The sequence below is a fragment of the Erwinia sp. V90_4 genome, assembly GCF_029967685.1.
In the GTDB taxonomy this organism is placed as follows: Bacteria; Pseudomonadota; Gammaproteobacteria; order Enterobacterales; family Enterobacteriaceae; genus Erwinia; species Erwinia aphidicola.
Window position 1 is genome coordinate 52528 of the sequence record NZ_JASCAQ010000060.1, and the last position, 17204, is coordinate 69731.

A 17204-nucleotide genomic window follows, 5' to 3' on the forward strand; every position below is an offset into this window, starting at 1 on the left:
ATGAACGTTTCTTCCATTTTTATGCGCTCGCGTAGCGCGCTGCTGGTCGCGGCAACGCTGGCGCTCGGCGCCTGTGCGGTGGGGCCAGATTACCAGGCGCCGAAGCCGGTTACGCCGGGCAGTTTTAACAGCATGCAGTCTGAAGGCGGTTCTCGACCGCTGGCGGCATCCACTAACCCCAACTGGTGGAAATCGTTTAACGATCCGCAGCTCGACAGCCTGATCGAGCGGGCGATAAAAGGTAACCTCAGTCTGCAACAGGCGGTGCTGCGCATTGCCGGGGCACGTCAGCAGCTCAATCAGGCGCGCGGCGCGTGGGCGCCGTCGGTAAACGGTAATGCGCGCTTTACCCGCCAGCAGCTGGGGATCAAGGGTGAGCTGGAGTCCGAAGGGGTTTATGACCAGCTTGACCAGGCCAATACGGAGACCGATCTGCGCCCGGCGCTCGACAGCCTGTCAAAACCCGTCGGGTTATATCAGGGCAGCTTCGATGCCTCATGGGAGCTGGATCTGTGGGGCAAAGTGCGCCGCCAGGTTGAGATGGCCGACGCGCAGCAGCAGCAGTCGGTGGAAAATCGCAACGATGCGCTGGTGTCGTTAGAAGCGGAAGTGGCGCGCGCCTACCTGCAACTGCGCGGCGCACAGGCCATTACGCAGACGCTGCAAACCCAGATTGACGTGGCGCAGCAGACGCTGGAACTGACGCAGAGCCAGCAGAAAAACGGCCTGGCGCCGCAGACCGACGTGGAGAATGCCCGCGCCCAGCTGAACTCCCTGCGCGCACAATTGCCGCAGTATCAGGCTCAAATTCATCAGGCGATGAACGGGCTGGCGGTATTGACCGGCAGAGTACCCGGCGCGCTGGATAGCGAGCTGATGGCAAGCAAACCGCTGCCTGCGCTGCCTAAAGCGGTGCCGGTTGGCGTGCCGTCACAGCTGGCACGCCGCCGCCCGGACGTGCGCCAGGCGGAAGCCAGCCTGCACGCAGCAACGGCCAATATTGGCGTGTCGGTGGCGGAGCTGTTCCCCAGCCTGTCGCTGACCGGACAATTTGGCATGCGCAACAGCGATGCCAGCTATCTGGATAACTGGAGCAGCCACTTCTACAGCTTTGGTCCGTCGGTCACTATCCCAATTTTCCAGGGAGGGCGGCTGGTCTCCAGCGTCAAGCTGGCACGCGCGCAGCAGGCCAGTGCGGCGCTGGGCTACCGCCAGACGGTGCTGACCGCACTGCAGGATGTGGAGAATGCGCTGGTGAGCTACCGCAGCGATCAGCAGCAGGTTGAGGGGCTGGACGATACGGTGGATGCCTTGCAGAACGCCTTTAAGCTCGCCAGCGACAGCTACGGTCAGGGGCTGTCGACGTTTATCGAAGCGTTGGACGCGCAGCGCCAGCTGGCGCAGGCGCAGCAGCAGGCCGAGCAGGCGAGGGTGCAGAGCAGTCTCGACCTCGTCGCGCTGTATAAAGCGCTGGGCGGCGGCTGGGAAGCGTATCAAAACGTCGATCTGCCGCAGTATTCGGTGTTCGGCCCGGCGGAAAATCCGTAACCCCCATTCCCGTAGGGGCGAGGCACGCCTCGCCCGGCTTTTTTCGGTCGGGCATGCCTCGCCCGGCTTTTTCGGTCGGGCACGCCTCGCCCGGCTAACCTGCTTAAATCCCCTTCTTCAACGCTTAATTAAGTGGCTTATTTTTATCAGCCACTGATGGCTTCCTGTCTTTTCTGATTACAAATGAAACGAAAATCCATAATGAAACATGAGATGAAACGTTCTCAAATTATCCTAGATGCGCGTAGCTCCCATAAATACAACAGAATTAAGCTAATAATGTCTAATCAATCACGTTAACACTGGAATAGCGAGATGTGCGCCTCAAAATTTAATTTTCATTGTTGTTTGAAATGAAAAATATGATCTAAATTAAGGTCAGAGGCGGTGAACGGGTAAAAATCATGATGAGTCATCCCTCTTTTCCCAACTCAACCAGGTCGATGAGAGGTCACTGTAGTCACCATGGCAAAAGAACAATATATCACCCCCAACCGGGCGTCTGGGCCTAACAGCACCACCAAAACAGAACCCTTTGTAAAGGTGATTGCGGTGGTTGCCACCCTTGGGGGATTACTTTTCGGTTACGACACCGGCGTTATCTCCGGCGCACTGCTGTTTATGGGCGACGAGTTACACCTGACGCCATTCACCACCGGGCTGGTCACCAGCTCACTGCTGTTCGGTGCCGCTTTTGGCGCGCTGTTCTCCGGGCACTTCGCTGCCGCGCAAGGGCGTAAGAAAATCATTATCGTGCTGGCGATTATCTTCGCCATCGGCGCGATGGGCACCGCGCTGGCGCCGAATGTTGAGTGGATGATTTTCTTCCGTCTTATCCTCGGCGTGGCGGTAGGGGGGGCATCGGCGACCGTGCCGGTGTATATCGCCGAAATTGCCCCGGCCAATAAGCGCGGGCAGCTGGTGACTATTCAGGAGCTGATGATCGTCTCCGGCCAGATGCTGGCGTATATCTCTAACGCGGGGTTCAACGCTGCGTGGGGCGGTCATGAGACCTGGCGCTGGATGCTTGCCGTGGCCACCATTCCTGCGGTGCTGCTGTGGTTTGGCATGATGTTTATGCCGGATACGCCGCGCTGGTACGCCATGCAGGGGAGGTTGGCCGAGGCGCGCCGCGTGCTGGAGCGTACCCGCGCCAAAGAGGATGTGGAGTGGGAGCTGGAAGAGATCGCCGAAACGCTGGAGGAAGAGGACAGGCAGCAGACGCGCGCCAGCGTGCAGGAGCTGAAGAAACCCTGGCTGTTTAAACTGTTTATGATTGGCGTGGGCGTGGCGGTTATTCAGCAGACCTCAGGCGTCAACACCATCATGTACTACGCGCCCACCATGCTGAAAGCGGTGGGGATGAGTACCGATGCGGCGCTGTTTGCCACCATCGCCAATGGGGCAATCTCGGTGCTGATGACCTTTGTCGGTATCTGGCTGCTGGGCAAAATCGGCCGCCGCACCATGGTGAAAATCGGCCAGTTTGGCTGCACCGCCTGCCTGTTCTTCATCGGCGCCGTCAGCTACTTTATGCCGGAAACGGTCAACGGCCAGGTCGACGTGCTGCGCAGCTATATGGTGCTGTTAGGCATGCTGATGTTCCTCAGCTTCCAGCAGGGCGCGCTCTCACCGGTGACCTGGCTGCTGCTGTCGGAAATCTTCCCAACGCGCCTGCGCGGCGTCTTTATGGGCGGGGCGGTGTTCGCCATGTGGATTGCTAACTTCCTTATCTCGCTGGCTTTCCCGATGCTGCTGGCCAGCGTCGGCCTGTCGGGTGCCTTCTTCATTTTCGGTCTGATTGGCATCTGCGGTGCGGTGTTTGTCATTAAATGCATTCCTGAAACCCGTAACCGCAGCCTGGAACAGATTGAACACTACCTGCGTGACTGGCTGAGCAGCGATGAAGAAAGTGCGGTAGTGAGCGCGACAAAACGTAAAGCGGAGAACCATTAATTGCCGGCGGGCCTGTGCTGGCTGGCCCGCTCTGCTGCTTGCAGTGCAGCGTTAACCTCAGGCTAACGCTGCTGATGTGAACTGAACTCAGCACCCTGTTAACTGGTCGATGAGAGGTCACTAAAGTCACTATGGCAAAAGAACACTATATCACCCCCAATCGGGCCTCCGGGCCTAATAGCAGCAGCAGAACCGAGCCATTCGTCAAAGTGATTGCGGCGGTAGCCACGCTGGGCGGCCTGCTGTTTGGCTACGATACCGGCGTTATCTCCGGCGCGCTGCTGTTTATGGGCGACGAATTACACCTGACGCCATTTACCACCGGGCTGGTCACCAGCTCACTGCTGTTCGGTGCCGCTTTTGGCGCACTGATCTCCGGCCACTTCGCTAACAGCGCCGGACGTAAGAAAATCATCATCACTCTGGCGATTATCTTTGCACTTGGCTCCATCGGTACCGCGCTGGCGCCGGACGTGGAGTGGATGATTTTCTTCCGTCTGATCCTCGGCGTGGCGGTCGGTGGCGCATCGGCAACCGTGCCGGTCTACATCGCGGAAATTGCCCCGGCTAACAAACGCGGGCAGCTGGTCACCATTCAGGAGCTGATGATCGTTAGTGGCCAGCTGCTGGCCTATATCTCGAATGCGGGCTTTAACGCAGCCTGGGGCGGGGATGAAAGCTGGCGCTGGATGCTGGCGGTGGCCACCATGCCCGCCGTGCTGCTGTGGTTTGGCATGATGTTTATGCCGGACACGCCGCGCTGGTATGCGATGCAGGGGCGTCTGGCGCAAGCGCGCCGCGTGCTGGAGCGCACCCGCGCGAAAGAGGATGTTGACTGGGAGATGGCAGAGATTGAGGAGACGCTGGCCGAAGAGGAGAATCAGGGAAAACCCGGCCTGCGCGACCTCGCGAAGCCGTGGCTGATGAAGCTGCTGCTTATCGGCATTGGTATCGCCGTGATCAACCAGACCTCAGGGGTGAATACCATCATGTACTACGCGCCGACCATGCTGAAGGCCACCGGCATGAGTACCAACGCGGCGCTGTTTGCCACTATCGCTAACGGCGTGGTATCGGTGACGATGGTCTGCGTAGGCATCTGGCTGCTGGGGAAAATGGGCCGCCGTACCATGACGCTGATCGGCAAGTTCGGCTGTACTTTCAGCTTGCTGTTTATCGCGGCGGTCAGCTTCTTTATGCCGGAAACGGTCAACGGCCAGGTCGATGTGCTGCGCGGCTACCTGGTGCTGCTCGGTATGCTGATGTTCCTCAGCTTCCAGCAGGGCTTCCTGTCGCCGGCGACCTGGCTGCTGCTGTCGGAGATCTTTCCAACGCGCCTGCGCGGAATGTTTATGGGCAGCGCGATCTTCGCGATGTGGATCGCCAACTTCCTGATCTCGCTGGCGTTCCCGATGCTGCTGGCCAGCGTTGGCCTCTCCGGCGCCTTCCTGATCTTTGCGCTGATCGGCATCATCTCCGGCATCTTTGTTATCAAGTGCATTCCGGAAACCCGCAACCGCAGCCTGGAGCAGATTGAGCACTATCTGCATGACTGGCTGAGTGACGAGGTGGACACGCCGCCGCTGCCCGTGCCTGAACGTAAAGCAGAAATTCACTAATCCAGATGGCCGGGGAAGACCCGGCCTCTTCTGCTCTCACCGCCCCCTGCCAGACTGCTGTATTCCCCGCCTGTTTTTTTTGGCATAATGCGCGCTGACTCACATACTCACATCGCAAATTAAAGGCTATCTCTGTGCTAGTTTCCAGCAACGTCACCATGCAGTTTGGCAGTAAGCCGCTGTTCGAAAATATCTCCGTCAAATTTGGCGGCGGCAACCGCTACGGCCTGATCGGTGCCAACGGCAGCGGTAAGTCCACCTTTATGAAAATTCTCGGTGGCGACCTGGTTCCTTCCGGCGGTAATGTCTCGCTCGATCCGAACGAGCGCCTCGGTAAACTGCGCCAGGATCAGTTCGCCTTTGAACAGTATTCCGTGCTGGATACGGTGATCATGGGCCACGGCGAGCTGTGGGCGGTGAAGGAAGAGCGCGATGCGATCTATGCGCTGCCGGAGATGAGCGAAGAAGACGGTTATAAAGTCGCTGACCTCGAAGAGAAGTATGGCGAGATGGACGGCTACACCGCAGAAGCGCGTGCCGGTGAGCTGCTGCTGGGCGTGGGTATTCCGCTGGAGCAGCACTACGGCCCGATGAGCGAAGTCGCTCCCGGCTGGAAACTGCGCGTGCTGCTGGCACAGGCGCTGTTCTCTAACCCGGAAATTCTGCTGCTCGACGAACCGACCAACAACCTGGACATCGATACCATTCGCTGGCTGGAGCAGGTGCTGAACGAGCGTAACAGCACCATGATCATCATTTCGCACGACCGTCACTTCCTGAACATGGTCTGCACCCACATGGCCGACCTCGACTACGGCGAGCTGCGCGTTTACCCGGGCAACTACGACGAGTACATGACGGCAGCAACCCAGGCGCGCGAGCGTCTGCTGTCTGATAACGCCAAGAAGAAAGCGCAGATCAACGAACTGCAGTCCTTCGTCAGCCGCTTCAGCGCCAACGCCTCAAAATCCCGTCAGGCGACCTCACGCGCCAAGCAGATTGACAAGATCAAACTGGATGAGGTGAAAGCATCGAGCCGTCAGAACCCGTTCATCCGTTTCGAGCAGGATAAGAAACTGTTCCGCAATGCGCTGACGCTGGAAGCCGTGACCAAAGGTTTCGACAACGGTCCGCTGTTTAAAAACGTCAATATGCTGCTGGAAGTGGGCGAAAAGCTGGCGATCCTCGGCCCGAACGGTATCGGTAAAACCACGCTGCTGAAAACGCTGATTGGCGAACTGCTGCCGGACAACGGCACCGTGAAATGGTCCGAGAATGCGCAAATTGGTTACTACGCGCAGGATCACGCCCACGACTTCGCCGACGACCTGAGCGTGTTCGACTGGATGAGCCAGTGGAAGCAGGAGAGCGATGACGAGCAGGCGGTACGCGGTATTCTCGGCCGTCTGCTGTTCAGCCAGGACGATATCAAGAAGCCAGCCAAAGTGCTGTCCGGTGGTGAGAAGGGCCGCATGCTGTTCGGCAAGCTGATGATGCAGAAGCCGAACGTGCTGATCATGGATGAACCGACTAACCACCTCGATATGGAATCGATCGAAGCGCTGAACATGGCGCTGGAGATGTACGAAGGCACGCTGATCTTCGTTTCTCACGACCGTGAGTTCGTCAGCTCGCTGGCCACGCGCGTGATTGAGATGACGCCGGGCAAACTGAACGACTTTACCGGCAACTACGAAGACTATCTGCGCAGCCAGGGCATCGTGTAAACCCGGCAATCAGGCGATACCCTGTAGGGGCCGACCCTTTTTTATGGTCGGCGCTGGATGCTGATAGTGCGGGCTGACCGAAAAAGAGGGTCAGCCCCTACAAATGCCTCGCTGCCAGTCCCCCTGCAAATGCCTTGCTGCAAACGTAGGGGACGACCTTCTTTTTCGGTCGTCCCGTATCCCCCGGTTATTCACCCACCTGGTTTTTTCCCGCGCGCTTCGCCGCATACAACGCCTTATCCGCTTCGGCAATCAGCTGATGGCGCGCGGTTTCGCTGCGGTCGGTCATCGCCACCGCTACCCCAATACTGATCGTCACAATTCTCTCCGGCGTATCGCTGCCCGGGTTAGGAATGCCGAGCTTTGCCACCGCCTCCGTCGCCTGTTCGGCAAAGCGCAGCGCCGCAGTGCGATCCGCCCCCGGCATAATCACCGCAAACTCTTCGCCGCCGTAGCGCGTCACCAAATCTTCCGGGCGGTGCGGCAGGCGTGACAGCGTATGAGCGATCTGTTTCAGGCAATCATCCCCGGCCAGGTGACCGTAGGTGTCGTTAAACGCTTTAAACGAATCGACATCGATCATCAGCAGCGACAGCGGGGTGCGCAGCTTGTGGGAGCGCTCGACGTTGCGCTGCAGATAGAGGTCGAAATGGCGGCGGTTTGCCAGCCCGGTAAGACTGTCGACCAGCGCCAGCGTCTGTAAAGTGCGGTTCATGGCGGTAAGCTGATCGCGCACCTGAGTCAGCTCCAGCTGATTCCTCAGGTTGAGGGAAATATGGCGCAGCACCAGCAACCCGAGCAGGGAGATCACCAGCAGCAGGATCGCCGACAGCGCAATATAGACGCTGAGAGCGGAGAACCACTCCTGCAGCAGCGCCTTTTTATCGTAGCCGACGGCCACCACCAGCGGGTAGCGCTTCAGGCTGGAGTACCCCAACACCCGTTCAATGCCGTCCAGAGCCGATTTATAGAGCGCGGTGCCGTTTGGAGCACTCTTCAGCAGCCGGGTGAAGAGCGGGCTGCCGGAGATATTACGGTTAATGGTATTGTCTGCGAACGGGCGCACGTAAAGGATATTGCCATCGGCCTGCATCAGCGCCAGCACGTCGCGATCGCCCATATTGTAATAGCCATAAACCTGCTTAAAAAAGTTCAGGCGTACGGTCGCCAGCAGCACGCCGCGAAACGAACCATCGAGATTATTCAGGCGCATCGAAACGGGGATAACCAGATCGCCGGTCGAGCGGCTGCGGATCACCTTGCCAATATGGACATTGCCGTCGAGGTTCTGCTGATGATAGCGAAAATACTCGCGGTCGCTGTTATTAGCGCGCTGCGGAACATTGCCATCGGACGTGACCAGCCAGTTGCCTTCACTGTTGTAAATAAACAGGCCATGCAGCTGCGGCAGGCTGGCTTTGCGGTTGGACAGCAGATCTCTGAGATAGGGGGTGCGTTCATGGCGCAGGCCAATCAGCGAGATGCGGTCGCGCAGATCCTGTAACGTCAGGTCGACCTGCAGGAAAGTGTCCTCCGCCTGGCGCGACAGCGACTGCGAGAGGTTACGGGCATCGTTCTGCGAGCTGGTAATCATCCGGTTCCACGAGTTCCAGACAATCCAGCCGTTGATAACCATCACCGCCGTGACAATCGTCAGCAAAAAAACCATCATCATCCGGCGCAGTGAAGATTTTGTGCCTGCTGAAGTGGCGATCTGTTCATCGATCATAAGCTAATCAATCCTTTCGCTTCCCAGCATTCGCTTAACTATAGTGCTGGAAAGCTTAGCTGCACACCTCGCAGCGCGGATCTTTTGCCACATTCATGCTGCGAAATTGCAGCGTCATGGCATCGTATAGCAATAATTTTCCTGCTACCGCGCCGCCGTAGTGCGCCAGCGCGCGGATCGCTTCCATCGCCTGGAGTGAGCCAATCACGCCGACCAGCGGCGCCATCACCCCGGCCTCAACACAGCTCAGAGTCGACTGGCCGAACAGCCGGCTGATGCAGCGATAGCAGGGCTCGTCCTGACCCCAGCTGAACACGCTGACCTGGCCCTCCATGCGGATGGCGGCACCGGAGACCAGCGGAGTTTTGCCGGCAAAGCACAGGCGGTTGAGCTGTTCACGCGTCTCCACGTTGTCGCAGCAGTCCAGCACCAGCTGATGCGAGGCAATCAGGGCTGCCAGGGGAGCGTCATCCAGTCGCGCATTGACGGTGTCAATCTGGATCAGCGAGTTAAGCGCCGCCAGACGCAGCCGCGCAGAGTCGACTTTTGCCATCCCGACCTGCGCCTCAGCGTGCAGCACCTGGCGCTGCAGGTTAGAAACGACGACATGGTCGAAATCCAGCAGCGTCAGATGGCCGACGCCCGCAGCGGCGAGATACTGGCTGGCGGCGCAGCCCAGCCCGCCCAGGCCGACCACCAGCACGCGGGCAGACTTCAGCTGCTCCTGCCCCGCAAAGTCAAAACCGCGCAGCACGATCTGGCGGTTATAGCGCAGCATTTCGTCATCGCTCAGCTCGGGCAGCATCTCAGCCCTCCAGCAGCGCGTTGAATGGCTCAACGTCAACCCATTCACCCGGCTGCACGTCGCCGCGCTCGCGCTCCAGCACGATAAAGCAGTTGGCCTGATGGAAAGAGCTAAAGACGTGCGAGCCCTGGTGGCCGGTGGTTTTCACCTCCAGCTCGCCTGCGGCATTGCGCTGCAGCAGCCCGCGCTGGAAGTCGAGGCGACCGGGTGATTTCTTCAGCAGGTCGGCGCTGCGCACGCGCTGGCGTGGCGGCAGCGCCGGGCCGCTCTGCCCGGTAAGCTTCGCCAGCAGCGGCTGCACCAGCTGATAAAAGGTTAATACCGCCGACACCGGGTTGCCCGGCAGGCCGCAGAACCAGCTGTTGGGCAGGCGACCAAAGGCAAACGGCTTGCCCGGTTTGATGGCCAGCTTCCAGAAGCCGACTTCGCCGAGTTCTTCCAGCATCTGTTTGGTGTAATCTGCCGCGCCAACGGAGACGCCGCCGCTGCTGATCACCACATCGCCCGCTGCATCGGCACGGACGAAAGCCTCGCGCAGCGCCGCCGGGTCGTCGCGAATAATGCCGAGGTCAATCACCTCGCAGCCGAGCTTATCCAGCATCAGCTGGACCGCAAAGCGGTTGGTATCGTAAATCTGGCCCGCCGCCAGCGGCTGGCCGACCGGCTGCAGCTCATCCCCGGTGGAGAACACCGCCACGCGCAGCTTGCGCACGACCGGAACCTGCGCAATGCCGAGAGAGGCCAGCAGCGGCAGCTCGGCGGCGCCCAGCCTGGTGCCCGCGCTCAGCACCTCGGTGCCCTGAAGGATATCCTCACCGGCACGGCGGATGTTCTGCCCGGCGCTGACCTCAGCGGTGATACGGACTGTATCGCCAATGCTTTCGGTCTGCTCCTGCATCACCACCGCCTCGCAGCCCTCAGGCAGCGGTGCGCCGGTCATGATGCGGATGCAGCTGCCGGCCGGCCAGGCACCGCTAAACGGCTGGCCGGCAAACGCTTTCCCGGCCACGGTAAGTACCGCACCGGGGGTAACATCGGCCATGCGCAGGGCATAGCCATCCATCGCCGAATTATCAAACGGCGGTACGTCAATCGGCGAAGTCACCGCCGCAGCGGTAATGCGCCCCACGGCGGCGGGTAGCAGCACGCTTTCGCTTTCGCTCAGGGGGGTAATCTGCGCCAGCAGGGTATTGAGGGCATCGTCGAGGGAGATCAGTCCCGCAGTAAAAGCTTCCATTGTGTCTCCGGTCGCACGCATAAATCTTAAAGCGCTATTATGGCGTGATTCCCCGCCAGGGTCACGTTTGCCCGTGCTGGCGGGGAAAATGTCGCATTCTGATTTATCTTAGAACCAATAGTTATTATCAGGGTGCGAACTTTCCTCTTTACATCGCCAGACTGCCTGCCTATAGTCAAAAATCGCATTTTCTCAATAAAATCATTCTAACTCAGTGTTTTTCATGCTGATTTGGCACACAGGGTAAATGAATTATGGCCAGAGCGACGATCGCAATTCATGGTGGCGCGGGGGCAATCGCCCGCAGCAGCATGGACAGTGAAAAAGAGCAGCACTATCGCCAGGCGCTGTCAGAGATTGTCGCCAGCGGGCAGGCGCTGCTGGCGGCGGGCGCCAGCGCGCTTGACGTGGTGACCGAAGCAGTGCGCCAGCTGGAAGAGTGCCCGCTGTTTAATGCCGGGCGGGGTTCGGTGTTTACCCATCAGGGTACGCACGAGCTGGATGCCTGCGTGATGGACGGGCGCACGCGGCAAGCGGGAGCGGTCGCGGGCGTTAGCCGGGTGCGTAATCCGGTGCTGGCCGCGCGCGCGGTGCTGGAAACCAGTCCGCATCTGCTGTTTATCGGCGCGGGTGCGGAATCGTTTGCGGCAGAGAACGGCCTCGAAATGGTCGAAAACAGCTTTTTCTCCACGCCGGAGCGCCGCGCCCAGCTTGAGCGCGCGATGGCCAGCGACCAGACCCTGCTTGACCACGATGGCGATCCCCTTGACCCCGACCGTAAGTTCGGCACCGTTGGCGCGGTGGCGATAGATCTTGCCGGCAGCCTGGCGGCAGCCACTTCCACCGGCGGCATGACCAATAAGCAGGTTGGGCGCGTTGGTGACTCCCCACTGGTTGGCGCGGGCTGCTATGCCAGCGGCGGCGTGGCGGTCTCCTGTACCGGTACCGGCGAAGTCTTTATGCGCACGCTGGCGGCCTATGATATTGCGGCCCTGATGGAGTACGGCGGCCTGTCGCTGGATGAGGCGAGTCGTAAAGTGGTGATGGAAAAGATCCCGGCTCTCGGCGGCAGCGGCGGGTTAATTGCCGTGGATGCTGAAGGCAATGTGGTGCTACCGTTTAACAGCGAAGGCATGTATCGCGGCTATGGCACAGTGGGTGAAGCGCCAGTGGTGGCGATCTACCGGGAGGAGCCCTGATGAGTGAGTTTTGCCATCATGACAATGTGGTGCTGTCGGTGCGCGATCTCAGCGTCAGCTTTCAACAGGAGAGCGGGCGCGTCCAGGCGGTAAACAGGCTGTCGCTGGACGTGCGCCAGGGCGAAACGCTGGCGATCGTCGGCGAGTCTGGCTCCGGCAAATCGGTCACCTCGCTGGCGCTGATGCGTCTGGTGGAGCAGGGCGGTGGCAATATCGACAGCGGGCAGATGTGGCTGACGCGCCGCAATCAGCAGCGGGTCAACCTGGCCGCGCTGCCGCAGTCCGAGCTGCGGCGCATTCGCGGTGCCGATATGGCCATGATTTTCCAGGAGCCGATGACCTCGCTCAACCCGGTGTTCCCGGTGGGGGAGCAGATTGCCGAGTCGATCCGACTGCACCAGGGAAAAAGCCACGCCGACGCGCTGAAAGAAGCGCAGCGCATGCTCGATCTGGTGCGCATTCCCGAAGCGAAAAACGTGCTGTCGCGTTACCCGCATCAGCTCTCCGGCGGCATGCGCCAGCGCGTGATGATCGCCATGGCGCTCTCCTGCCGCCCGGCGCTGCTGATCGCCGATGAGCCAACCACCGCGCTCGACGTGACTATCCAGGCGCAGATCTTACAGCTGATCCGCGTGCTGCAAAAAGAGATGCAGATGGGGGTGATTTTTATCACCCACGACATGGGGGTGGTGGCCGAAATGGCCGACCGCGTGCAGGTGATGTACCGCGGCGACGTGGTGGAAACCGGCAGCGTCGAGTCGCTGTTTGCTCATCCCCAGCAACCCTACACTCGCGCACTGCTGGCCGCCGTGCCGAAACTCGGCGCAATGAGCGGGCGTAGCCTGCCGGCAAAATTCCCGCTGATCCAGCAGGGTGAGCAGCAGCCGGAACAGCCGCAGGACACCGTCCGTCAGCAGGAGCCGCCGATTTTACAGGTGAGCGATCTGGTGACGCGCTTTGATATCCGCAGCGGCATCTTTAACCGCGTGCACCGCCGCGTTCACGCGGTGGAGAAAGTCAGCTTTGACCTGCGCCCCGGCGAAACGCTGGCGCTGGTCGGTGAATCCGGCTGCGGCAAATCGACCACCGGGCGCTCGCTGCTGCGGCTGGTAGAGAGCCAGGGCGGCAGTATCACCTTTAACGGCAAGCGCATCGATCGGCTTTCCGGCCAGGCACTGTCGCACCTGCGGCGCGATATTCAGTTTATCTTCCAGGATCCTTACGCCTCCCTCGATCCGCGCCTGACAGTGGGATTTTCGATTATGGAGCCGCTGCTGGTTCACGGTATTGCCAAAGGGCAGGAGGCCGAAAAACGCGTGGCGTGGCTGCTGGAGCGCGTCGGCTTACTGCCGGAGCATGCGCAGCGCTATCCGCACGAGTTCTCCGGCGGACAGCGGCAGCGTATCTGCATTGCGCGCGCGCTGGCGCTCAACCCGAAAGTGGTGATCGCCGACGAAGCCGTCTCGGCGCTGGACGTCTCGATTCAGGCGCAGATTATCAACCTGATGCTCGACCTGCAGCGCGAGTTTGGCATCGCGTTCCTGTTTATTTCGCATGATATGGCGGTGGTGGAGCGCATCAGCCACCGCGTGGCGGTGATGTATCTCGGGCAGATTGTCGAGATTGGCCCGCGCCAGGCGGTGTTCGAACAGCCGCAGCATCCGTATACGCGCAAACTGATGGCGGCGGTGCCGGTGGCCGACCCCACGCACCGCCGCCGTGAACGAGCACTGTTAGTAGATGAAATACCCAGCCCGATCCGCGCCCTGGGCGACGAACCGGAAGTGGCACCGCTGGTTGAAGTCAGCAGCGGGCATTTTGTGGCACGCCATGCTATCGCCCGCGCCTGAAACTGCATAATGACGACAAGGGATGAACTGAATGATAAATCAACACTCGCGTAAGTTGCTGTTAACCGCTGGCCTGCTCGGCAGTATTGTGGCGCTCCCTGCCTGGGCGGCGAAAGATGTCACCATTGCGGTCGCCTCAAACTTCACCACGCTCGACCCGTATGATGCCAACGACACGCTGTCGCAGGCGGTAGCGAAGTCGTTCTATCAGGGGCTGTTTGGTTTCGATAAAGAGATGAAGCTGGAAAATGTGCTGGCGGACAGCTACCAGGCCAGCCCGGACGGACTGACTTATACCATCGCGCTTAAGAGCGGGGTGAAGTTCCAGGACGGCACGCCGTTTAATGCCGATGCGGTAAAAGCGAACCTCGACCGCGCCAGCAACCCGGACAATCACCTCAAGCGTTTCAACCTGTTCAAAACCATCGCCAGCACCGAAGTGGTCAACCCGACCACGGTAAAAATCACCCTGAAGCAGCCGTTCTCGGCGTTTATTAACACCCTCGCCAGCCCGGCTGCGGCGATGATCTCTCCGACCGCACTGAAGAAATATGGCAAGGATATCGGCTTCCACCCGGTCGGCACCGGCCCTTACGAATTTGTCACCTGGAACCAGACTGACTTTGTGAAGGTGAAGAAATTCGCCGGTTACTGGAAGCCGGGCTATCCGAAACTGGACAGCATCACCTGGCGCCCGATTGTCGATAACAATACCCGCTCGGCGATGCTGCAAACCGGCGAAGCGAACTTTGCTTTCCCTATCCCGTTTGAGCAGGCCAAACTGCTGGAGAAAAACAGCAAGCTCGATCTGGTGACCTCGCCGTCGATCATGCAGCGCTATATCAGCTTTAACGTCACGCAGAGGCCGTTCAACGACCCGAAAGTGCGCGCAGCGATTAACTACGCCATCAACCGTCAGGCGCTGGCGAAAGTCGCCTTCGCCGGTTATGCCACCCCGGCCACCGGCATTGTGCCACCGTCGATTCAGTATTCACAAAGCTACCCGGCCCCGGAATATAACCCGGCCAAAGCGCGTGAGCTGCTGAAAGAGGCAGGCTACCCGAACGGCTTCACCACCCAGCTGTGGTCGTCGCATAACCACAGCACCGCGCAGAAAGTGCTGCAGTTTACCCAGCAGCAGCTGGCGCAGGTTGGCATTAAGGTTGAACTGACGGCCATGGATGCCGGGCAGCGTGCCGCGCAGGTGGAAGACAAAGGCCAGAAAGAGAGCGGCGTGCGCATGTTCTACACCGGCTGGTCTGCCTCGACCGGTGAAGCTAACTGGGCGCTGACGCCGCTGTTTGCCACTCAGTCCTGGCCGCCAACCATCTTTAACACCGCCTTCTACAGCAACGCCCAGGTGGATAAAGACCTCGCTGACGCGCTGAATACCACCGACGGTGCGAAAAAAGCCGCGCTGTACAAAGATGCACAGGACATTATCTGGAAAGAGCAGCCGTGGGCGCCGCTGGTGGTTGAGAAGCTGGTTTCTGCCAACACCAAAAACCTCACCGGGTTTTACGTGATGCCGGACACCTCATTCAGCTTTGATGATGCCGATCTGAAGTAATGCACTGACGCGCCTCCCGCAGGGGAGGCGCAGGGAAGATGATGCTTAACTATTTTATTAAACGACTGCTGGGGCTGATCCCAACGCTGCTGATCGTGGCGGTGCTGGTGTTCCTGTTCGTCCATCTGCTGCCTGGCGATCCGGCGCGCCTGATTGCGGGGCGTGAAGCCGATGCGCAGGTCGTAGCGATGGTGCGCGAACAGCTCGGGCTGAACCTGCCGCTGCCGCAGCAGTTCTGGCACTACATCACCCACGCCCTTCAGGGTGATTTTGGCCATTCAATGGTGTCGAAACGCCCGGTCTCAGAAGAGATTGGCCAGCGCTTTCTGCCGACGCTGTACCTGACGCTGACCAGCATGGTGTGGTCGGTGATTTTCGGCATGGCGATAGGCGTCGTCTCTGCCGTGTGGCGCAACCGCTGGCCGGATCGGCTGGGGATGACGCTGGCGGTATCCGGGATCTCTTTCCCGGCGTTTGCCCTCGGCATGCTGCTGATGCAGGTGTTTTCCGTCGAGCTGGGCTGGCTGCCGACCGTGGGTGCCGACAGCTGGCAGCACTATATTTTACCGTCGATCACCCTGGGTGCCGCCGTCGCCGCCGTGATGGCGCGCTTTACCCGCGCCTCGTTCGTGGAGGTGATGCAGGAAGACTATATGCGCACCGCGCGCGCCAAAGGAGTGCGCGAGTCGGTGGTGGTGATCAAGCACGGGCTGCGCAATGCGATGATCCCGGTGGTCACTATGATGGGCCTGCAGTTTGGCTTCCTGCTCGGTGGCTCTATCGTGGTCGAGGTGGTGTTCAACTGGCCGGGGCTGGGGCGCCTGCTGGTCGACTCGGTGGAGATGCGCGATTACCCGGTGATCCAGGCGGAAGTGCTGCTATTTTCGCTGGAGTTTATTCTGATTAACCTGGTGGTCGATATGCTGTACGCGGCGATCAACCCCGCGATCCGCTACAAGTAAGGATGTTTGATGATTAACTGGCGACGTAATGCCGTGCTCGCAACGCTGCCCAGCGTGCGGGAGAATCGCGTGCGTACCCCGTGGCGGGAATTCTGGCGGCGTTTTCGCCGTCAGCACGTGGCAATGATTGCGGCGGTATTTGTGCTGCTGCTGATCCTGGTGGCGATTTTTGCCCCGCTGCTGGCCCCGTTCGATGCTGAAAACTACTTTGATTATGACCGGCTGAATGAAGGACCGTCGATGATGCACTGGTTCGGCGTCGATGCGCTGGGGCGCGATATTTTCAGCCGCGTGCTGCTCGGCAGCCGCCTGTCGCTGGTGGCTGGCTTCTTCTCGGTGGCGGTGGGCGCGGTGACAGGTACGCTGCTCGGCCTGCTGGCCGGCTACTACGAGGGCTGGTGGGACCGGATTATCATGCGCATCTGCGATGTGCTGTTCGCTTTTCCTGGCATTCTGCTGGCGATTGCGGTGGTGGCGGTACTCGGTAACGGTATGTCGAATGTGATCCTCGCGGTGGCGATTTTCAGCATTCCCGCCTTTGCCCGTCTGGTGCGCGGTAACACGCTGGTGCTGAAACACCTGACCTATATTGAGTCGGCGCGCAGTATTGGCGCGTCTGATTTGACCATTATCCTGCGCCACATTCTGCCCGGTACGCTGTCATCGATTGTGGTCTATTTTACTATGCGTATCGGCACCTCGATTATCTCTGCTGCCAGCCTGTCGTTCCTGGGTCTTGGCGCGCAGCCGCCGACCCCGGAATGGGGGGCGATGCTTAACGAGGCCCAGGCGGATATGGTGCTGGCCCCGCACGTGGCGATCTTCCCCAGCCTGGCGATTTTCCTTACCGTGCTGGCGTTTAATCTGCTGGGTGACGGGCTGCGCGATGCGCTGGACCCGAAGCTGAAGGTGTAACCATGGCGGGCGAGGCATGCCTCGCCCCTACCAAACCCCACGCGATCCCTTGCAGGGTCGAGGCGTGCCTGGCCCCGGTGAAACCCC

The 17204-nt window shown here is 59.9% G+C and carries 12 protein-coding genes; 9 read left to right on the plus strand and 3 right to left on the minus strand.

Annotation, left to right across the window (positions count from 1 at the left end; all coding sequences use genetic code 11):
* The 4 genes from QLG07_RS17855 to QLG07_RS17870 all read left to right on the plus strand — a co-directional run bounded on the left by QLG07_RS17855 (position 1) and on the right by QLG07_RS17870 (position 6850).
* Entirely contained in the window at positions 1–1548 is a 1548-nt protein-coding gene (locus QLG07_RS17855; protein ID WP_048916600.1) for an efflux transporter outer membrane subunit, read from the plus strand.
* Between the two features lie 465 nt (positions 1549–2013).
* Positions 2014–3504, plus strand: coding sequence for a sugar porter family MFS transporter (locus QLG07_RS17860; RefSeq protein WP_133624104.1), 1491 nt, complete (start codon positions 2014–2016; stop codon positions 3502–3504).
* A gap of 131 nt (positions 3505–3635) precedes the next feature.
* Positions 3636–5123, plus strand: coding sequence for a sugar porter family MFS transporter (locus QLG07_RS17865; protein WP_282469813.1), 1488 nt, complete (start codon positions 3636–3638; stop codon positions 5121–5123).
* A 134-nt stretch (positions 5124–5257) separates the two neighbouring features.
* Positions 5258–6850, plus strand: coding sequence for an ABC-F family ATPase (locus tag QLG07_RS17870; protein ID WP_048916597.1), 1593 nt, complete (start codon positions 5258–5260; stop codon positions 6848–6850).
* 187 nt (positions 6851–7037) lie between these two features.
* Here the strand turns inward: QLG07_RS17870 and QLG07_RS17875 are convergent, their stop codons facing one another.
* The 3 genes from QLG07_RS17875 to moeA are packed head-to-tail and all read right to left on the minus strand — an operon-like array spanning position 7038 to position 10621.
* Entirely contained in the window at positions 7038–8579 is a 1542-nt protein-coding gene (locus QLG07_RS17875; RefSeq protein ID WP_282469814.1) for a sensor domain-containing diguanylate cyclase, read from the minus strand.
* Positions 8580–8634: 55 nt separating this feature from the next.
* Positions 8635–9384 carry a molybdopterin-synthase adenylyltransferase MoeB gene (moeB, locus tag QLG07_RS17880; RefSeq protein WP_282469815.1) on the minus strand — a complete coding sequence of 250 codons (750 nt, stop codon included), beginning with the start codon at positions 9382–9384 and terminating at the stop codon, positions 8635–8637.
* A gap of 1 nt (position 9385) precedes the next feature.
* Entirely contained in the window at positions 9386–10621 is a 1236-nt protein-coding gene (gene moeA, locus QLG07_RS17885; RefSeq protein WP_282469816.1) for a molybdopterin molybdotransferase MoeA, read from the minus strand.
* Between the two features lie 254 nt (positions 10622–10875).
* Here moeA and QLG07_RS17890 point away from each other — a divergent pair, with 254 nt between their 5' ends.
* Genes QLG07_RS17890 through gsiD form a run of 5 tightly spaced genes read left to right on the plus strand, consistent with a single transcriptional unit; the run spans position 10876 to position 17117 of the window.
* The gene (locus tag QLG07_RS17890; protein WP_048916593.1) at positions 10876–11820 is read left to right on the plus strand and encodes an isoaspartyl peptidase/L-asparaginase; all 945 of its coding nucleotides are present in this window, start codon (positions 10876–10878) and stop codon (positions 11818–11820) included.
* Positions 11820–13670 carry a glutathione ABC transporter ATP-binding protein GsiA gene (gene gsiA / locus QLG07_RS17895; protein WP_282469817.1) on the plus strand — a complete coding sequence of 617 codons (1851 nt, stop codon included), beginning with the start codon at positions 11820–11822 and terminating at the stop codon, positions 13668–13670. The genes QLG07_RS17890 and gsiA overlap by 1 nt, the downstream gene beginning before the upstream one ends.
* Before the next feature lie 31 nt (positions 13671–13701).
* Positions 13702–15240, plus strand: a complete 1539-nt coding sequence (gsiB, locus tag QLG07_RS17900; RefSeq protein WP_282469818.1) for a glutathione ABC transporter substrate-binding protein GsiB — start codon at positions 13702–13704, stop codon at positions 15238–15240.
* Between the two features lie 41 nt (positions 15241–15281).
* Positions 15282–16202, plus strand: coding sequence for a glutathione ABC transporter permease GsiC (gene gsiC, locus QLG07_RS17905; RefSeq protein WP_282469819.1), 921 nt, complete (start codon positions 15282–15284; stop codon positions 16200–16202).
* 9 nt (positions 16203–16211) lie between these two features.
* The gene (gsiD, locus tag QLG07_RS17910; RefSeq protein ID WP_048916589.1) at positions 16212–17117 is read left to right on the plus strand and encodes a glutathione ABC transporter permease GsiD; all 906 of its coding nucleotides are present in this window, start codon (positions 16212–16214) and stop codon (positions 17115–17117) included.
* The last annotated feature ends 87 nt before the right edge of the window (positions 17118–17204 follow it).